The organism is Arthrobacter zhaoxinii, assembly GCF_024385505.1.
Lineage (GTDB): Bacteria > Actinomycetota > Actinomycetes > Actinomycetales > Micrococcaceae > Arthrobacter_B > Arthrobacter_B zhaoxinii.
Map to the genome: position 1 here is coordinate 689,504 of NZ_JANFLT010000005.1, position 18,364 is coordinate 707,867.

The 18,364-nt window shown below is 66.3% G+C and carries 14 protein-coding genes; 7 read left to right on the forward strand and 7 right to left on the reverse strand.

What is annotated here, in order from left to right:
- Nucleotides 1-166: 166 nt before the first annotated feature.
- Nucleotides 167-1,873: a 3-ketosteroid-delta-1-dehydrogenase gene (locus tag NNX37_RS10690; protein ID WP_255792617.1), complete on the forward strand. Its 1,707-nt coding sequence runs from the start codon at nt 167-169 to the stop codon at nt 1,871-1,873.
- On the opposite strand, the gene uvrA is transcribed toward NNX37_RS10690, so the two are convergent.
- Complete coding sequence (uvrA, locus tag NNX37_RS10695; RefSeq protein WP_407079944.1) at nt 1,857-4,382, reverse strand: excinuclease ABC subunit UvrA; 2,526 nt, start codon at nt 4,380-4,382, stop codon at nt 1,857-1,859. The two genes, NNX37_RS10690 and uvrA, sit on opposite strands and share 17 nt — an antisense overlap.
- Nucleotides 4,383-4,494: 112 nt before the next feature.
- On the opposite strand from uvrA, the gene NNX37_RS10700 reads away from it, so the two are divergent.
- Both NNX37_RS10700 and NNX37_RS10705 read left to right on the forward strand, forming a co-directional pair.
- Nucleotides 4,495-4,905 carry an MmpS family transport accessory protein gene (locus NNX37_RS10700; protein WP_255792618.1) on the forward strand — a complete coding sequence of 137 codons (411 nt, stop codon included), beginning with the start codon at nt 4,495-4,497 and terminating at the stop codon, nt 4,903-4,905.
- Between the two features lie 228 nt (nt 4,906-5,133).
- Complete coding sequence (locus NNX37_RS10705) at nt 5,134-5,550, forward strand: hypothetical protein (RefSeq protein ID WP_255792620.1); 417 nt, start codon at nt 5,134-5,136, stop codon at nt 5,548-5,550.
- Here the strand turns inward: NNX37_RS10705 and NNX37_RS10710 are convergent.
- Nucleotides 5,547-6,467, reverse strand: coding sequence for an alpha/beta hydrolase fold domain-containing protein (locus tag NNX37_RS10710; protein ID WP_255792621.1), 921 nt, complete (start codon nt 6,465-6,467; stop codon nt 5,547-5,549). The two genes, NNX37_RS10705 and NNX37_RS10710, sit on opposite strands and share 4 nt — an antisense overlap.
- Before the next feature lie 190 nt (nt 6,468-6,657).
- Here NNX37_RS10710 and NNX37_RS10715 point away from each other — a divergent pair, with 190 nt between their 5' ends.
- From NNX37_RS10715 to NNX37_RS10730, 4 genes are all read left to right on the forward strand, one after another.
- Nucleotides 6,658-7,899, forward strand: a complete 1,242-nt coding sequence (locus NNX37_RS10715; protein ID WP_255792623.1) for a thiolase family protein — start codon at nt 6,658-6,660, stop codon at nt 7,897-7,899.
- Nucleotides 7,899-10,025: a 3-hydroxyacyl-CoA dehydrogenase NAD-binding domain-containing protein gene (locus NNX37_RS10720; RefSeq protein ID WP_255792624.1), complete on the forward strand. Its 2,127-nt coding sequence runs from the start codon at nt 7,899-7,901 to the stop codon at nt 10,023-10,025. The genes NNX37_RS10715 and NNX37_RS10720 overlap by 1 nt, the downstream gene beginning before the upstream one ends.
- A 184-nt stretch (nt 10,026-10,209) precedes the next feature.
- Nucleotides 10,210-10,446 (forward strand): hypothetical protein, encoded by a 237-nt coding sequence (locus tag NNX37_RS10725; RefSeq protein ID WP_255792625.1) that lies wholly within the window; start codon nt 10,210-10,212, stop codon nt 10,444-10,446.
- A 59-nt stretch (nt 10,447-10,505) separates the two neighbouring features.
- Complete coding sequence (locus NNX37_RS10730; protein WP_255792626.1) at nt 10,506-10,796, forward strand: DUF4287 domain-containing protein; 291 nt, start codon at nt 10,506-10,508, stop codon at nt 10,794-10,796.
- Between the two features lie 202 nt (nt 10,797-10,998).
- Here NNX37_RS10730 and NNX37_RS10735 read toward each other — a convergent pair whose 3' ends face one another.
- The 5 genes from NNX37_RS10735 to acnA form a co-directional block, all read right to left on the reverse strand.
- Nucleotides 10,999-11,976, reverse strand: coding sequence for an aldo/keto reductase (locus NNX37_RS10735; RefSeq protein WP_255792627.1), 978 nt, complete (start codon nt 11,974-11,976; stop codon nt 10,999-11,001).
- Between the two features lie 66 nt (nt 11,977-12,042).
- Entirely contained in the window at nt 12,043-12,357 is a 315-nt protein-coding gene (locus NNX37_RS10740; protein ID WP_255792629.1) for a hypothetical protein, read from the reverse strand.
- 51 nt (nt 12,358-12,408) lie between these two features.
- A complete protein-coding gene (locus tag NNX37_RS10745; RefSeq protein WP_255792630.1) occupies nt 12,409-13,266 on the reverse strand; it encodes an SDR family oxidoreductase in 858 nt (285 codons plus the stop codon).
- Between the two features lie 44 nt (nt 13,267-13,310).
- Nucleotides 13,311-15,284 (reverse strand): 1-deoxy-D-xylulose-5-phosphate synthase, encoded by a 1,974-nt coding sequence (gene dxs, locus NNX37_RS10750; protein WP_255792632.1) that lies wholly within the window; start codon nt 15,282-15,284, stop codon nt 13,311-13,313.
- 174 nt (nt 15,285-15,458) lie between these two features.
- Entirely contained in the window at nt 15,459-18,284 is a 2,826-nt protein-coding gene (acnA, locus tag NNX37_RS10755) for an aconitate hydratase AcnA (protein WP_255792634.1), read from the reverse strand.
- Between the last annotated feature and the right edge of the window lie 80 nt (nt 18,285-18,364).

Here is an 18,364-nt window from a genome sequence, read left to right on the forward strand (position 1 = left end):
GCCGCACGTCCGACCCGATCCGAAAGTCCGCCTGGGAACGGTTCCGTTCCGGAGCCTGGCCCCGCGTTGCGTTTCCCCGGATCCCTCCGGGACCGGCTAGGGTGCTTTCACTGCACAAAGCACCGCTGCTGCCTACCCGCACAGCCTGCAATCAAAGGAGATTGGCATGCCGAAACCCGCACCCGCCCGCGCCCACACGGCACAGGACACCACAGTGGACCTCCTGGTCATCGGCTCGGGAACCGGCATGGCAGCCGCCCTTGCCGCCTCCGAGCTGGGTTCTCAGGCCCTGATCATTGAGAAGACCCCCTACGTCGGCGGCTCCACGGCCCGGTCCGGCGGAGCCTTCTGGATCCCCAACAACCCGGTGCTTCGAAAAGCGGGCGCAACGGACACCCCCGCCCGGGCCGCCGCCTACGTTGACGCCGTCGTCGGCGGGACGTCGCCGCGGGCACGCTGGGAAACTTTCCTCGCCCACGGCAGCGCCGCCGTGGAGATGCTGCAGCGGATGACGCCGATGCGCTTCATGTGGGACAAGGAGTACTCGGACTACCAGCCGGAGCAGCCGGGCGGCTCGGCCATGGGCCGCAGCTGCGAATGTGTTCCCTTTGACGCCAACGAGCTCGGTTCCGAACGCAGCCGCCTGCGCGGCGGAACCATGGAAGCACCGCTGCCTATGCCGGTCACCGGCAAGGACTACCGCTGGCTGAACCTGATCGCCAAGGTGCCCGGGAAGGGACTGCCGACGGCGGCAACGCGGGCCATCCAGGGCATCGGCGGGCTGGCGCTGCGCCGGGACTACGTCGCCGGCGGGCAGGCACTGGCCGCCGGACTTTACGCGGGTGTGCTGCGGGCCGGCATCCCGGTATGGACCGAGACATCCCTGGTCCGCCTCGTCAGCGAGGACGGGCGGGTCACCGGCGCCGTGCTGGAGCAGGACGGCCGGGAGGTCACCGTGACCGCACGGCAGGGCGTGGTCCTGGCCGCAGGCGGATTCGATCATGACATGGCCATGCGGCACAAGCACCAGTCAGCGGCGCTGGAGAACTGGAGCTTCGGGGCCGAGGGCAATACCGGCGACGCGATCAAGGCAGCCACGGAAATCGGAGCGGGCACCGCACTGATGGACCAGTCCTGGTGGTTCCCCGCCGTCGCACCGCTGCCCGACGGCGCACCGTCGGTGATGCTGGCCGAACGGTCGCTGCCGGGGTCCTTTATTGTCGACGACGCCGGACGCCGGTTCACGAACGAAGCGCAGGATTACATGTCTTTCGGGCAGCGCGTGCTCGAGCGGGAACGGCAGGGCGATCCGGTGGGCACCATGTGGATGGTCTTCGACCAGGAATACCGCAACAGCTACCTACTCGCCGGCGGCCTGTTTCCGCGCATGCCCCTGCCCGCAGCCTGGTACGAGGCGGGCATCGCGGCCAAGGCGGACAGCCTGTCCGAACTGGCCCGCGGCATCGGCCTCCCCGAAGAGGCCTTTACTGCCACCGCAGAGCGGTTCAATGAACTGGCCGCGGCCGGCGTGGACGAGGACTTCCACCGCGGCTCCAGCGCCTATGACCGCTACTACGGCGATCCCACGGTCCGGCCCAACCCGAACCTGCGCCCCCTGTCCGGCAAGACTTTCTATGCGGTCAAGGTGGTCCTGGCGGATCTGGGCACCTGCGGCGGCGTGACCGCGGACGAACGCGGCCGCGTGCGGCACGAGGACGGCAGCCCGGTGGAGGGGCTGTACGCCATCGGCAACACGGCGGCGAACGTCTTCGGCAAGAGCTACCCCGGTGCCGGAGCCACTATCGGCCAGGGCCTGGTCTACGGCTACGTGGTGGCCCGCGACGCCGCGGGCCGGCTTATGGAAGCAGCTTGAGCGCCGCCGACAGGTAGGGTGCCGTCCGGCTGGCGTCGCACGCGGCGACGTCGCCGGCGGTCCCGGCGCAGATGATCCGGCCGCCTTCCTCGCCGCCGGACGGGCCCATGTCGATGACCCAGTCCGCGGACGCCACCACGTTCATGGAGTGTTCCACCACCACCACGGTGTTGCCGGCGTCCACCAGCCGGTTCAGCTGGCGCAGCAGCAGCTGCACATCCTGCGGGTGCAGGCCGGTGGTCGGCTCGTCGAGCAGGAACAGTGTGTGGCCGCGCCGGGCACGCTGCAGCTCGGTGGCGAGCTTGATCCGCTGGGCCTCGCCGCCGGAGAGTTCGGTGGCGGGCTGGCCCAGGCGCAGATAACCCAGTCCGACGTCGAGCAGGGTCTGCAGGCTCCGCGATGCCGCGGGCACATCGGCCAGGAACTCGGCGGCGGTTTCCACCCGCATCCCCAGCACGTCGGCGATGCTCTTGCCGCGGTAGGTGACTTCCAGGGTTTCCTCGTTGTAGCGGGCGCCGTGGCAGACCGGGCAGGGTCCGTAGGTGCCGGGCAGGAACAAAAGTTCGACGGCGAGGAAGCCTTCGCCCTGGCAGGTCTCGCAGCGTCCGCCGGTCACGTTGAAGGAGAACCGGCCGGCGTTGTAGCCCCGGGCACGCGCTTCCTCGGTGCCGGCATACAGCTTCCGCACGGCGTCGAAAAGGCCGGTGTAGGTGGCCAGGTTGGAACGCGGGGTGCGGCCGATGGGGCGCTGGTCCACCCGGACCAGCCGGTCCAGGTGCTCCAGCCCGGAAATGCTGCGTACGTGGGCGCCGGGATCGTTGTCCTCCGCCGCCTCGGGATCCTCGGGCTCCGCGGCCACTCCGTTGACCTGGCGTCCCACCGTTTCAGCGAGGACCTGGCTGACCAGCGTGGACTTGCCGGAACCCGAAACACCGGTGACCGCCGTGAACACCCCCAGCGGAATCTCGGCGTCCAGGCCCTGCAGGTTGTGCCGGGTGATCCCCTTCAGGCTCAGCCACCGGTCCGGTGTCCGTCGGGCCGGTCTGGCGGTTTCCGCGTCGCCGAACAGGAACGGACGGGTGGCGCTTTCCGTTACCTCGGCCAGTCCCGCGACGGGGCCGCTGTAAAGCACTGTTCCGCCGCCGTCGCCGGCCTGCGGGCCTACGTCCACAATCCATTCGGCGCTGCGCACCACGTCCATGTTGTGCTCGACGACGAACACGGAGTTCCCGGCGTCCTTGAGTTCCTGCAGCACGGTCAGCAGCGGCTCGGCGTCGGCCGGATGCAGCCCGGCGGAGGGCTCATCCAGGACATAGATGACCCCGAACAGGCCCGAGCGCAGCTGGGTGGCAATCCGAAGGCGCTGCATTTCCCCGGGCGAGAGGGTCGGCGTGGCGCGGGACAGGCTCAGGTAGCCCAGGCCCAGTCCGATCAGCACCTCCAGCCGTCCCAGCAGATCCCGGGTGATGGTCACGGCCACTTCGGTGTCTTCGTTGGACGCCGCGGCCCGGGAGGCGGTGCCCGCGGACTTCAGTTCCGCCGTCGGCCGGATAATCTCGGCCAGCTCTGCCAATGTGGCGCCGTTCAACTCGGCGATGTTCTTGCCTGCGAACGTCACAGCGAGAGCCTCCGGGCGCAGGCCCGCTCCCCCGCAGACGGGGCAGGGACCCGAGACCATGTAGGCCAGGACCCGTTCACGCATCTGCGCACTGCCCGAATCCGCCAGCGTGTGCATGACGTAGCTCTTGGCGCTCCAGAACCGTCCCTTGTACGGTTTGGCCACGCGGTCACGCTGCGGGGTGATCATCACTACGGGCTGTTCTTCGGTGAACAGGATCCAGTCGCGGTCCTTCTTGGGCAGCTTCTTCCAGGGCACGTCGACGTCGTAGCCGAGCTGGATGAGGATGTCGCGCAGGTTCTTTCCCTGCCACGCGCCGGGCCAGGCGGCGATCGCGCCGTCCCGGATGCTGAGGGTGGGATCCGGCACCAGGGAGTCCTCGGTGACGGTGTGGGCGATCCCCAGCCCGGAGCATTCCCGGCAGGCTCCTGCCGCCGTGTTGGGTGAGAAGGCGTCCGAGTCGAGGCTGCCGGGTTCGGCGTCCGCCGGATAGGTGCCCCCGCGGGAGAAGAGCATGCGCATTGAGTTGGAGAGCGTGGTGAGAGTGCCCACGGTGGACCGTGAGCTGGGGGCTCCTCGGCGCTGCTGGAGGGCGACGGCGGGCGGCAGCCCGGTGATTTCCTCCACCTTCGGGTTGGATCCCTGGGCGAGCAGCCGGCGTGCGTACGGGGCCACCGACTCCATGTAGCGGCGCTGCGCTTCGGCGTAGATAGTACCGAAGGCCAGCGAGGACTTGCCTGATCCGGACACCCCGGTGAAGGCGACAATGGCGTCGCGGGGAACATCGACGTCGACGTTGCGCAGGTTGTTCTCCTGCGCTCCGCGGACGCTGACCATTCCGGATGTGCTGGGCGTGGGGGCAGTGTTCGGGGAGATTTTCGCAGTACTCATCATTCTCAGATTAGCGAGGTGCCCGGCGCGAAACGAATTAGTAAGCATGCTTCCGCCCAAAGCATCAGTGATATGGTTCACAGGCGAATACTCACGAGACCTTGGGGGATCCATGAAGAGAAAACTGGCAGCAACTGCCGTCCTGCTCCTGGCCGCTTCGCTGACCGGATGCGGCGGCGGGGACGAGCCGGCCGACGCCCAGGAGCCGGCCTCGGAGGAAGCCAAGACGCACACCATCCTCTTCGAGGTGAGCAGCGACAGCCCCACCTCCCCTTCCGTCATCGTCTCCGGCAAGGTCGGCGCGAATGAAGACGAGCAACTCACCGACGTCGCGCTCCCGTTCACCAGGGAACTGACGGACAAGAACGAGACGGAATACGAGAGTTTCTACGACGTCTCCGCCACCAAGGATGAATCGGCCACGTCCATCACCTGTAAAATCACGGTGGACGGCGAAGTGATGGAAGAGCAAACGTCCACAGGGGCCGAGAGCGCCTACTGCGCCGTCACGCCTGATCTCTGACGTAACGGGCAAGAACTTTTTCTCCGGCGGGAATGACCGCTGTGCCGCCTATTGGCAGGCATAGGCAGCCCCGATGTCACGGTTCACTGGTCCCGCAGCGGCGAGGGCCGGCCACCGCACGGTGCCGACATGGCCGGGCGCATCAAATAAACGCAAGCAAATGGGGGACAGTTGAGCAACAACCCGAGGCCACCCGGCTACCCGGAGCCAGGCGCTCCGCAGGCGTCTGTGCCTGAGCCCGGTGCGCAGTATGGGGCCCGGCAGGAGCCCGCACAGCAGGAACGCCGCGGGCAATACCCGCAGTACCCGCAGTACCCCGGACAACTCGCAGGCACCGGGTATGCCCAAGGTCAGCTGCCGAAGAAAGAGACGGGCAAGAAACTTGCCACCGTCGTCATGCTGGTCATCGGGTACGCGACAGGCGCCTTATTCCTGCTCGTTGTGCCGGGGAGCCTGGCGATGACGCTGGAAGAGGGAACCGGAGGCATCGCCTATTCCATGGGCGCCGTAATCGGCGTTCTCCTGCCCCCTGCCCTATGCGCCGTTGCCCTGTTTTTCACGCACCGCTGGCGTGGCCGCATCAAGCGCCGCGAGGTAGGGATAATCAAGCTCCGCGAAGCACGGATGACCGATTTTCGGCCCTAGATCCGGATTCTTCCTAGCATTTTCCCGTACCGCCGGAGCAGGGTATCGCCGGCCGTCCGCGCGGCCGGCGATACCGTATCCAGCGTCATAAATCCGTGGACCAGGCCGGGGTGTGGCAGATACTCGACGTCGGTTCCGCCGCGGGCCAGCTCGTCGGCCAGCTGTTTTCCTTCATCCCGCAGTGGATCATGTTCGGCAGTTGCCAGCAGCGTCGGCACCGGCATGGGGCAGCGGCGCGCGCCGTCCACGGGGCTGAAGCCCGACAGGTTCGATGCTTCCGGAATCCACTGGGCTATGTAAAAGGCGAGATCCCGTGCCGACAGCCCCCACCCCTCTCCTTTCTCCCGGACACTGGGCAGGCTGAGGGTCAGGTCCGCATTCGGATACGCCAGGAACAGAAGATCGGGCCGGGCCGGTGTGCCGACAAGCCGCTGGGCGGCAAGGAAGGCAATCAGCCCGCCGGCGCTGTCACCGGCCAGTCCGACTCGTGGGTTCAACGGCCCCAGCTCCCCCGGCCCCCTTGCCGCCCAGGCCAGCACCGCCGCGACGTCGTCCACCGCCGCCGGAGCCGGATGCTCAGGGGCCAGCCGGTAGTCCACCGCCAGTACCGCCGTTCCCGCCAGCAGCGCCAGCCTGCGGCACAGGCGGTCATGCGATGCCAGGCCGCCGAACACGAAGCCCCCGCCGTGGACAAACACCGTCAACGGCTGCGGCCTCATGCAGGAGCGGTACAACCGGGTCCGCACCGGGACATCGGCGGGAACCGTCACATCCTGCACCTGCACCAGCTCGGGACCGGGCGGGCGGGCGCGCGGCAGCCGCAGCTGCCGGATCTGTTCCAGGGAGGGTTTCCCGCCTTCGGCGCGCTGCGACTCTGCAAGCCAGGCCGCCAGCTGCGGGTCCGCGACAAAATCCACCGGGCCAACCTAACACCGGGTTTCTCGAACGCCGGTATGTCGATAGGGTCGGTGCTGGCGCCGGCGTGATCCATGCCATATCGGACCTTCTTTCCGCAGTCACCCGCGGCGTCCTTGCAGGCTATGTTACCCGCGAGTAACATCGAGCCCGGACGTAGTTCCGTTTCATATCTCAAAGAGGAGTAAGTACGTGAGCCCACAAAGCCGATCACGGCAGATCAGGGACGTAGTTTTCGTTGACGGAGTGCGGACACCCTTCGGCAAAGCAGGCGACAAGGGCATCTACGCCGGAATGCGTGCTGATGACCTGGTGGTCAAGTGCATCCGGGAACTGATGCGCCGCAACCCCTCCCTTCCTCCGGAACGTATTGATGAAGTAGCCATCGCCGCCACCACGCAGTCCGGTGACCAGGGCATGACCATCGGGCGCACCGCAGCCCTGCTGGCCGGCCTGCCGCGCACGGTGCCGGGCTTCGCCATTGACCGCATGTGCGCCGGTGCCATGACGGCCGTGACCACCACCGCGTCCGGTATCGGCTTCGGCGCCTACGACGTCGTCATTGCCGGCGGCGTGGAGCACATGGGCAACCACCCGATGGGCAAGGACGCCGATCCGAACCCGCGCTTCATGACCGAGCGCCTGGTGGACCCGGCTGCCCTGAACATGGGCAACACCGCGGAGAACCTGCACGACCGCTTCCCGCACATCACCAAGGACCGCACCGACGCGTACGCCGCCGCCAGCCAGGAAAAGCTTGCCAAGGCCTACGCCGGCAACTCCATCCAGCCGGATCTGGTCCCCGTCGCCACCAAGAAGCCCGGCACCGGCTGGACCCTGAACACCGTGGACGAGCCGCCGCGCCCGGGCACCACCGTTGAAGACCTCGCACAGCTGCGCACCCCGTTCCGTGCGCACGGCCGGGTCACCGCCGGTAACGCTGCCGGCCTGAACGACGGCGCCACCACCGCGCTGCTGGCCTCCGCCGAAGCTGCCGAGGAACTCGGCCTGGGCGTCAAGATGCGCCTGGTCGGCTACGCCTTCGCCGGCGTCGAGCCCGAGGTCATGGGCTACGGCCCGGTCCCCTCCACCGAAAAGGTGCTGAAGCAGACCGGCCTGTCCATCGAGGACATCGGCCTCTTCGAAATCAACGAGGCCTTCGCCATCCAGGTCCTGGCCTTCCTGGACCACTTCGGCATCGCCGACGACGACCCCCGCGTGAACCGCTACGGCGGCGCCATCGCCGTCGGCCACCCGCTGGCCTCCTCGGGCGTCCGCCTGATGAACCAGCTGGCCCGCCAGTTCGAGGAAGACCCGAGCGTCCGCTACGGCATGACCACCATGTGCATCGGCCTGGGCATGGGCGCCACCGTGATCTGGGAAAACCCGAACCACCCCGACTACAACACCGATTCCACGGAGGCCACGAAGTAATGTCTGCTCCTGACTACCAGCGCCTCGCGGGCCTCTTCCCCACCGAGGTCATCACCCACTCCTACGTCTCCGACATCCAGCTGCCGGGCAACGCCGGCACCTTCGCCCTGATCACCCTGGACAACGACGTCGACCACTCACGTCCCACCACGCTGGGCCCGAACACGCTCCTTGAGCTGGGTCAGAAGCTGGACGAGCTCAAGGCCCGCGCGGACAAGGGCGAGATTGTCGGCGTCGGCGTCACCGGCAAGCCGTTCTACCTCGTGGCCGGCGCCGACCTTTCCGCCGTGAAGTCCATCTCCGACTATGAAGACGGTGCGGCCATGGCCCACCTGGGCCACGACGTCTACGCCAAGCTCGGCAACCTGGGCGTGCCCAGCTTCGCCTTCATCAACGGTGTAGCCCTCGGCGGCGGACTGGAGATCGCCCTGCAGTCGGACTACCGCACCGTCTCCACCGGTGCCGGTGCCCTGTCGCTGCCGGAAGCGTTCATCGGCCTGGTGCCGGGCTGGGGCGGCGTCTACCTGCTGCCGCGCCTGATCGGCCCCGAGAACGCCGTCAAGGTGATGATCGAGAACCCGCTGAGCAACAACCGCACCCTGTCCGGGGCTGCCGCCTACAAGCTGGGCATTGCCGATGCCCTGTTCGAGCCGGCGGATTTCCTCGAGCAGTCGCTGGCCTGGGCCTCCCGCGTGATCAGCGGCGAGGAGCAGGTGTCCCGGCCCAACGCCGTCGAACCCGCCGACGCCGGCGAAGCGTGGGATGCCGCCGTCGCCAAGGGTCGCGCCTTTGTGGAGGCCAAGACCTCCAACGCAGCACCTGCACCGGCTAAGGTCCTGGACCTGCTCGAAGCCGGCAAGACGTGGACCCGCGAGGAGTCCCGTGACGCCGAGTGCAATGCCCTGGCCGAGCTGATGCAGACCCCGCAGTTCCGCTCCACCGTCTACGCGTTCCTGGACCTGGTCCAGAAGCGCGGCAAGCGGCCCGCCGGTGCTCCGGATAAGAAGCTGGCCCGCCCGGTCACCAAGGTGGGCGTGGTCGGCGCCGGCCTGATGGCCAGCCAGCTCGCCCTGCTCTTCGCCCGCCAGCTCAAGGTGCCCGTGGTGATGACGGACATCGACCAGGCGCGCGTGGACAAAGGTGTGGGCTACGTGCACGCGGAGGTGGACAAGCTCCTGGCCAAGAAGCGCATCTCCCCCGACGCCGCCAACCGTACCAAGGCCCTGGTCACCGGGTCGGTGTCCAAGGAAGCGTTCTCCGACGCCGACTTCGTCATCGAAGCCGTCTTCGAGGAACTCTCCGTGAAGAAGCAGGTGTTCGCCGAGGTGGAGGCCGTGGTCTCCCCCGAGTGCATCCTGGCCACCAACACCTCCTCGCTCTCCGTGACGGAGATGGCGGCTGACCTGCAGCACCCGGAGCGTGTGGTGGGCTTCCACTTCTTCAACCCGGTGGCCGTGATGCCGCTGCTGGAAATCGTACGCGCTCCCAAGACCGACGACGCCGTGCTGGCCACCGCGTTTGTGCTGGCCAAGCAGCTGAAGAAGACCGCCGTGCTGGTCAAGGACGCTGCCGCCTTCGTGGTGAACCGCATCCTGGGCCGTATGTTCGGCGAGATCACCATGGTCTTCGACGAGGGCACCGATGCTGCCACCGCAGACAACGCGCTGCGCCCGATGGGCCTGCCGATGTCGCCGTTCACCCTGCTGGCCCTGGTGGGCCTGCCGGTGGGACAGCATGTGCAGGAATCCCTGCACTCGGCGTTCGGTGAGCGCTTCTGGCTCTCGAAGAACTCCCAGAAGATCATCGACGCCGGCATCAAGTCCCTGTGGCAGAAGGACGAGGACGGCAACGCCTACATCCCCGAGGAAACCCTGGCGATGCTGGACTTCGGCACCACTCCCTCCACCTCCGAGGAAGTCCTGCGCCGGACGCAGGATGCCCTGGCCGAGGAAATCGGGCTCATGCTCGAAGAGGGCGTTGTGGCAGGTCCCGAGGACATCGACCTGTGCGTCATCCTCGGTGCCGGCTGGCCGATGCACCTGGGCGGCATCACGCCGTACCTGGACCGTGTCGGGGCGTCCGAGCGCGTGAACGGCAGGAAGTTCCATGAGGCTGCTGCTGCCTAGTTAGTCCGTTCGCTTCGCCCGCGCCGGGCGGACCGGAACGGCGGCAACGAAAATCCTTTGCTCGCAGAGCTCGCAAGGATTATTAAAGCCGCCTAACCCGGTCCGTCCGGCGCTTTTGCGTGTCCGTCCCGGTGCATTTCATTCGGGTCTGGTCAGCGGGCAGCGGCCGCGCTAACCTCCCTGCATGAGTCAGGACCCAGCATGGTCGCAGACGCGTACAAAGCGAATGGTGCTGTTCATGCTCAGTGCTTGCGTCTCTTTGTGGCTGGTTCTTCTCCTACCGTTCGACGAGCCGTGGAATTGGTTGTTGATAGGTCTTTTCCTGGTACTGGGCGCTGCTTTCATCAAGCTGCTGGCAAGCTTCGTCCTACAGCAGCGTGAGAGTTACCGGCAGGAACGCGAGGAAGAGACTGGCAGCTAGCGCTCCTGCAACCAACCCGGCGAATCCGCAAAGTCAGCTCAGGATTTTAGGAGAACCAGATGTCTTTCCAGGCCTACCTCGACGCCATCGAGGAGAAAACGGGACTAACACCCCGCCAGCTCGTGGATATTGCCGCCGCTAAAGGATTCAGCGGCGGCAACGTGAAAGCCGGGGAAATCCTCGAATGGCTCAAAACCGACTATGGAATCGGGCGCGGGCATGGGATGGCACTCGTCCATGTCATTAAGAACGGCGCCTCCATAGATCAGAAACATGTGGGCACTACGGGAACCCACCGGGACGACTCCGACACCCTGTGGCTCGACGGCAGGGCAACCAAGCCCGCCTGAGCCTCCCGCGGGTCAGGGCTAGGCGGAGGCTTGCGGAGGCACCGTTGGGCCCGGAGGGTCCGGGTTAGGCGGCTTTAATAATCTCGGCGAGCTCTGCGAGCAGGGATTTTCGTTGCCGCCGTTCCGGACCCACCGGGCCACCGGACCCACCGGGCCACCGGACCCACCGGACCCACCAGCGCACCCAAGGCGAGTGACAAGACTAGAACAAAGCAACCTTCGGCGTCCGCGGGAAGATCCGGTCCAGTTCTTCAAGGTCCTTCTCCGACGGAACCCAGCACACGGCCTCGGCGTTCTGCTGCACCTGCTCCACCTTCGTAGCCCCGGCGATCACGGACGCGACCGACGGCTGAGCTGCGAGCCAGGAGAAGGCGACCTGCACTTCGGTCAGACCGCGGTCCGCGGCGAACCGGCCGAACTCCGCCAGCTGCTCCATATCGGCGTTCTCCAGCAGGTTCTTCCGCGAATGGGTAAGCCGGCTGCCTTCGGGAGCCTTGCCGCTGCTGTACTTGCCGGTGAGCAGGCCGTTGGCCAGCGGGAAGTAGGGCAGCACACCCAGCCCGTACGCTTCGGCGGCGGGAGTGACCTCGAGCTCGGCCCGGCGGTCCAGCAGGTTGTAGTGGTTCTGTGCGGAGATGAACGGGGTGTATCCGCCCATGCGCGCGGTGAACTCGGCTTCGGCAATCTGCCAGCCCGTGCGGTTGGAGTGTCCGATGTAGCGGACCTTGCCGCTGGTCACCAGATCATCCAGGGCCGCAAGGGTCTCTTCGATGGGCGTCAGGGGGTCCGGTGTGTGGAACTGGTACAGGTCAATCCAGTCCGTGTTCAGCCGGCGCAGGGAGGCTTCCGCGGCCTTCACGATATAGCGGCGCGAGCCCCGGGCACCGAAGTCGGCACCGTTGACGCCCTGCATGTCCATACCGAACTTGGTAGCCAGCACAATGTCATCGCGCCGGGAGCCCAGCGCCTTGCCCAGCATTTCCTCGCTCAGCCCCGGCGTGCGCCCATACGTATCGGCCACGTCGAACAAGGTGATGCCGGCGTCGATCGCGGCGTGGACGACGGCGTCGGTGCCCTCCTGCGATTCGGTGGGTGTTCCCGGTCGGCCCAGGTTGTTGCAGCCCAGCCCGACCGTGGAGACGGTCAGGCCGGAATTTCCAAGTCTGTTGTAAGAAGTCATGGAAGCTACGGTATACCTCGGAACTCCGCCTCGTTGCGGCCGCAGGTTCCGCGACGCCGCCGGAACTCAGCCCGGGAAGGTGTCCAGGGTGTTGTTGGGTCCGGGGGCCTTGTCCGTTTCAAGGATGTACTGGATGGGGATGGCCCCGGTGGGGAGCAGCCCGGTGTAAACCTGTTCACTGCGCCGGCGCTCTGCCTCTATCCCCTCCCCCTGGACCGCGGCGGAGAAAACCTGCATGCCCTGCGGTTCCATCCCCTGCTGTTCACTCCAGATCATGTACATGCCGTAGAGGTCGGCCACGGGGGTCACCTCGTCATCCAGATCGCCGACTGTGCATTCGGCAAGAAACCGCTGGATATCCGGGAATATGTCCTGAGCCATACCCATGACACTATCCTCTGTTCCCCCCGCACGGCACTCCCCTTCGAACGCTTACTTGCGGGGTTGCTGCAGGTAATCCTCGAACCTCAGCGGAGCAACGCCGGTGATCTGTTCAATGTCCGGGCTGGCCGGTGCCAGCTGCCCCGCCGCAATGGCCTGGTAGCTGCTGGTCCAGGCCTCGGCCTGCCACTGCGCGGCCCCGGCCTTTGTCCGCGACGCCATGGCCTCGTCGTAGGACTCCGGCTCATATCGCACGCGCCTTCCGGTCACCGTGGACAGGATGCCTGCTGCCTCGGCCATGGTCAGCTCGGCGGGACCGGTGAGGGCGTAGGTGCGGTTCCGATGCCGTTCCGGGGAGAGCAGGATCTTCACAGCGGTACGGGCAACATCGGTCCGGGCCACCGGCGCAAAACGGCCGTCCCCCGCCGGGCCGCGGATGACGCCGTCGGGCTGGACAAAGGTGGGCAGCACATCCTGATAGAGGCAGTCGCGCAGGAACGTGTACGCGAGCCCGTTCCGGGAGGAAATGTACTCCTCGGTGGCGGCATGGTCGCGGGCCAGGGTGAAGACGGCATCGGGTGCCGCGCCCATGAATGACGTGTACACAAGGTGCTCCACCCCGGCCTCGACGGCGGCATCCACAAACGTGCACTGGTCTTCCACCCGGTGCGGGCTCTCGTCGGCAGACACCATAAACAGTGTCTGCACGCCGCGCAGGGCGCTGACGGACTGCGGCCGGTCCAGGTAGGACGCTGCAAAGACGGGAGTATCCGGCAGCTGAGGCAGCCGGGCGGTGTTCCGTGCCAGCAGCCGCTGACGGACTCCGGCTTCCCCGAGCAACCGGGCGACGGCGCCGCCCAGGGCGCCGGTCGCCCCCGTAACGGCAAGGGCAGGAACGTTGTCCGCCATGGCTACTCCCCTTCACAGTGGTCCGGCCGCCCGGACCTGCGTGACTACTGGATCTTCGGCACCTGCCCCGTCGGCATTTCGGAGCCGGGCAGCGGACGGGCAAACGGAACCTTGGTGCCCAGGACCTGCGCGACGACGTCGTTGGCGATCTGCCGGGCGGTCAGTCCCACCCGCTCGAGCACCTCGCTCCGGCTGCCGTGATCCAGGAACTCCGCCGGAAGCCCGACTTCGTTGAGTGCTGTGTCGACGCCGGCGGCCCGCATTTCCTGCCGGATCCGCGATCCGACGCCGCCGGCCCGGACGCCGTCTTCGATCACGATGACAATCCGGTGCTCGGCAGCGATGCTGATGATGGACCGCGGGACGGGCAATACCCAGCGCGGGTCCACCACGGTGGAGCTGATGCCCTGCGCGCCGAGGCGGTCGGCAACGTCAAGGGCCATATCCGCCATGGCACCCACGCTGACGATCAGGACGTCATTGGAGCTGTCTCCGGTGGGACGGCGGGCCAGGATGTCCACGCCGTCGGAGGTCCGCTCCACGGCGTCAATATCGCTGCCCACGGTGCCCTTGGAGAAGCGGACAACGCTGGGGGCATCCGAGATGGCCACGGCTTCGCGCAGTTCTTCCTTCAGGCGGGTGGCGTCGCGCGGTGCGGCGAGGTGCAGCCCGGGAACAATCTGCAGCATGGACATGTCCCACATGCCGTGGTGGCTGGCGCCGTCGGGGCCGGTCACGCCCGCCCGGTCGAGGACGATCGTGACGCCGGCCTTGTGCAGCGCAACATCCATCAGCAGCTGGTCGAAGGCCCGGTTCAGGAAGGTGGCGTACAACGCCACCACCGGATGCAGGCCGCCGAAAGCCATGCCTGCAGCGGAGGTGAGGGCATGCTGCTCGGCGATGCCGACGTCGATCACCCGCTCGGGGTGCCGCTCGGCGAACCGGTGCAGTCCGACCGGAATCAGCATGGCGCCGGTGATCCCGACGATATCGCTGCGTTCGTCGGCAATCTCGGCGATCTCCGTGGCGAACACGGAGGTCCAGGATTCCTTGCCGCCCGGCTCCACCGGGGCACCGGTTTCCGGATCGATGATGCCGACGGCGTGGAACTGGTCTGCCTCGTGCGCGCGGGCCGGGGCGTAGCCGCGTCCCTTCTCGGTCATGGCGTGCACGATGACCGGGCCGGCGTAGTTCTTGGCCTTGTGCAGGGCGCGTTCGACGGCGTCAAGGTCATGGCCGTCGATGGGTCCCACGTACTTCATGCCGAGGTCCTCGAAGAGGCCCTGCGGGGTCCACCAGTCCTTGATGCCCTTCTTCGCGGCGTGCAGGCTGCGGTAGGCGAACCGGCCGGCAGGACCGCCCTGCTGCAGACGGTCGCGCCACCAGCCGAGGGTGTTTTCATAGGCGTGGTGCGTGCGCACGGCGTCAATGGTGGGCCGCAGGGAGGCGAGGTAGTCGGCCAGGCCGCCGATGGTCGGGGCGTAGGAGCGGCCGTTGTCGTTGACGACGATCACCACGCGGCGCCGCTGGTCAGCGGCGATATTGTTGAGGGCTTCCCAGGCCATGCCGCCGGTCAGGGCGCCGTCGCCCACCATTACTACGGTGTAGCGGTCCCCTTCGCCGTTGAGCTGGCGGGCACGGGAGATGCCGTCCGCCCAGGAGAGGGAGGAGGAGGCGTGGGAGCTTTCCACGATGTCGTGGACGGACTCGGCGCGCGCCGGATAGCCGGACATGCCGCCCTGCTGGCGCAGCGTGGCGAAGTCCTGGCGGCCGGTGAGGATCTTGTGCACATAGGACTGGTGCCCGGTGTCAAAGACAATGCTGTCCCGCGGGGAATCAAAGACCCGGTGGATGCCCATGGTCAGTTCCACCACGCCCAGGTTCGGCCCCAGGTGCCCGCCGGTCTGTGCGACGTTAGTGATCAGGAACGAACGGATCTCCTCAGCAAGCCGCTTCAGCTGTGTCAGCGAAAGCCTGCTGAGGTCCCGAGGATCCCGGATTGTTTCCAGAAGTCCCAACAGGGGTGCCTCCCTTGAGTCGTATCGGCGGCACTGCACACCGTCGCAATGGATTAACTCTAACGCGCGGCGTGCGCTCCGCGGTTCCTACCCAACGCTTCAGGGCCCCGTTTCCCTTCCTCCGCCTTCTGGACGGATCGGGGAAACGGGGCCCTGAACGTGGTGCGTTTACTGCTACTTAGCGGAAATCTGGCGCAGTACGTACTGCAGGATGCCGCCGTTGCGGTAGTAGTCGGCTTCACCCGGGGTGTCGATGCGGAGGACCGCGTCGAACGTGATGGCTTCGCCGTTTTCGGGGGTGGCCGTGACCCGAACGGTCTTGGGCGTGGTCCCGTTGTTCAGTTCGGTGACACCTTCAACGGAGAAGGTTTCCGTACCGGTGAGCCCCAGGGACTCGGCGTTGACGCCGGCCGGGTACTGCAGCGGAAGGACGCCCATGCCGATGAGGTTGGAGCGGTGGATCCGCTCGTAGCTCTCGGCAACTACTGCCTTGACGCCCAGCAGCGCGGTGCCCTTGGCAGCCCAGTCACGTGAAGAACCGGAGCCGTATTCCTTGCCGGCCAGGACAACCAGCGGGGTGCCGGCGGCCTGGTAGTTCATCGCGGCATCGTAAACGGCAGCCTGCGGTGCGTCGGCCTGGCTGAAGTCGCGGGTGAAACCGCCTTCAACGCCGTCGAGCAGCTGGTTCTTGATGCGGATGTTGGCGAAGGTGCCGCGGATCATGACTTCGTGGTTGCCACGGCGCGAGCCGTAGGAGTTGAAGTCCTTGCGGGCCACACCGTGTTCCAGCAGGTACTTGCCTGCGGGGGTGTCGGACTTGAAGGAACCGGCCGGGGAGATGTGGTCGGTGGTGACCGAATCGCCCAGCTTCAGCAGGACGCGTGCGGCCTGGATGTCGGAGACGGGCTCCGGCTCGGCCTTCATGCCCTCGAAGTACGGGGGCTTCCGGACGTACGTGGACTCCATGTCCCACTCGAAGGTTGCACCTTCGGGGGTGGGCAGGGACTTCCAGCGGTCGTCGCCTTCGAAGATGGTGTTGTAGCTGTCGCTGAACATCTTCTGGTCGATGGAGGCATCGATGATCTGCTGGACCTCGACCGGGTTCGGCCAGATGTCCTTCAGGTAGATGTCGTTGCCGGCTTCGTCCTGGCCCAGCGGGTCATTCTCGAAGTCGAAGTCCATGGTGCCGGCCAGGGCGTAGGCGACTACCAGCGGCGGGGAGGCCAGGTAGTTCATCTTCACGTCCGGGTTGATGCGGCCTTCGAAGTTGCGGTTGCCCGAGAGCACTGCGGTGACTGCCAGGTCGGCTTCGTTGATCGCCTCGGAGATTTCCTCTTCAAGGGGACCGGAGTTGCCGATGCAGGTGGCGCAGCCGTAGCCGACCACGAAGAAGCCGAGCTTCTCGAGGTACGGAATCAGGCCGGACTTCTCGTAGTAGTCGGTGACGACCTTCGAGCCCGGAGCTACCGAGGTCTTGACCCAGGGCTTGGACGCCAGGCCCTTGTCCACCGCGTTGCGTGCCAGCACGGCGGCGGCCATCATCACGGAGGGGTTGGACGTGTTGGTGCAGGAGGTGATCGACGCGATCGTTACTGCACCGTGGTCCAGATCGAAGGTGCGGCCGTCCGCCATGGTGACCGGAACGGAGTTGGTGGCACGCTCGGCGGGAGCATCCGCCTCGGCAACCAGGTCGTGTTCGTGGTCTTCAACCGTCGTGGCGTTGGCGTTGAACGAGGGTGCGTCGGAGGCCGGGAAGGTCTCTTCCAGCGTCTCGTCTACGGTGCCGTTTTCGGCTTCAACGGTTTCGTGGACGTAGTTCTTCAGGTCATTGCGGAACTGCGTCTTGGCGTTGGTCAGTTCCACGCGGTCCTGCGGGCGCTTCGGGCCGGCGATGGAGGAAACCACCGTGGACAGATCCAGTTCCAGGTACTCGGAGTACTTGATCTCCTTGGACGGATCGTGCCACAGGCCCTGCTCCTTGGCGTAGGCCTCAACGAGGGCCACGTTCTCTTCGGAGCGGCCGGTCAGGCGCAGGTATTCCAGCGTCACGTCGTCGATCGGGAAGATCGCTGCAGTGGAACCGAATTCCGGACTCATGTTGCCGATGGTGGCGCGGTTGGCGAGCGGAACAGCGCCGACGCCTTCGCCGTAGAACTCCACGAACTTGCCCACAACGCCGTGCTTGCGCAGCATTTCGGTGATCGTCAGGACAACGTCGGTGGCCGTGGCTCCGGCGGGGATCTCGCCGGTCAGCTTGAAGCCGACGACGCGCGGGATCAGCATGGAGACGGGCTGGCCGAGCATTGCTGCCTCGGCCTCAATGCCGCCAACGCCCCAACCGAGCACGCCCAGGCCGTTGACCATGGTGGTGTGGGAGTCGGTGCCGACGCAGGTGTCCGGGTAGGCACGCAGGACGCCGTCAACTTCGCGGGTCATGACCGTGCGCGCCAGGTATTCGATGTTGACCTGGTGCACAATGCCCATTCCCGGGGGAACGACCTTGAAGTCATCGAAAGCCGTCTGGCCCCAGCGAAGGAACTGGTACCGCTCGCCGTTGCGCTGGTATTCGATCTCCATGTTGCGCTCGAGGGCGCCGGAGTTGCCGAAGGCATCAATCTGCACGGAGTGGTCAATGACCATTTCGGCAGGTGCCAGCGGGTTCACGCGCTTCGGGTCGCCGCCGAGCTCGGCCACGGCCTCACGCATGGTGGCCAGGTCAACGATGCAGGGTACGCCGGTGAAGTCCTGCATGATCACCCGGGCCGGGGTGAACTGGATTTCGGTGCTGGGCTCTGCGTCTGCGTCCCACTGCGCCAGGGCACGTACGTGGTCCGCAGTGATGTTTGCACCGTCTTCGGTGCGGAGCAGGTTCTCCAGCAGGACCTTGAGGCTGAACGGAAGGCTCTGGGCGCCTTCGACGGAATTCAGCCGGAAAATTTCATACTCGGAACCTTTGACGTCTAAGACGCCCTTGGATCCGAAGCTGTCCACATTAGTCATAACAGGACTCCTCTCGCCACCTAGTTATCTTTGTCCACGTCACAACTGCCCGCCAGTTAGGTTTCCCTAATAGCCGGGCA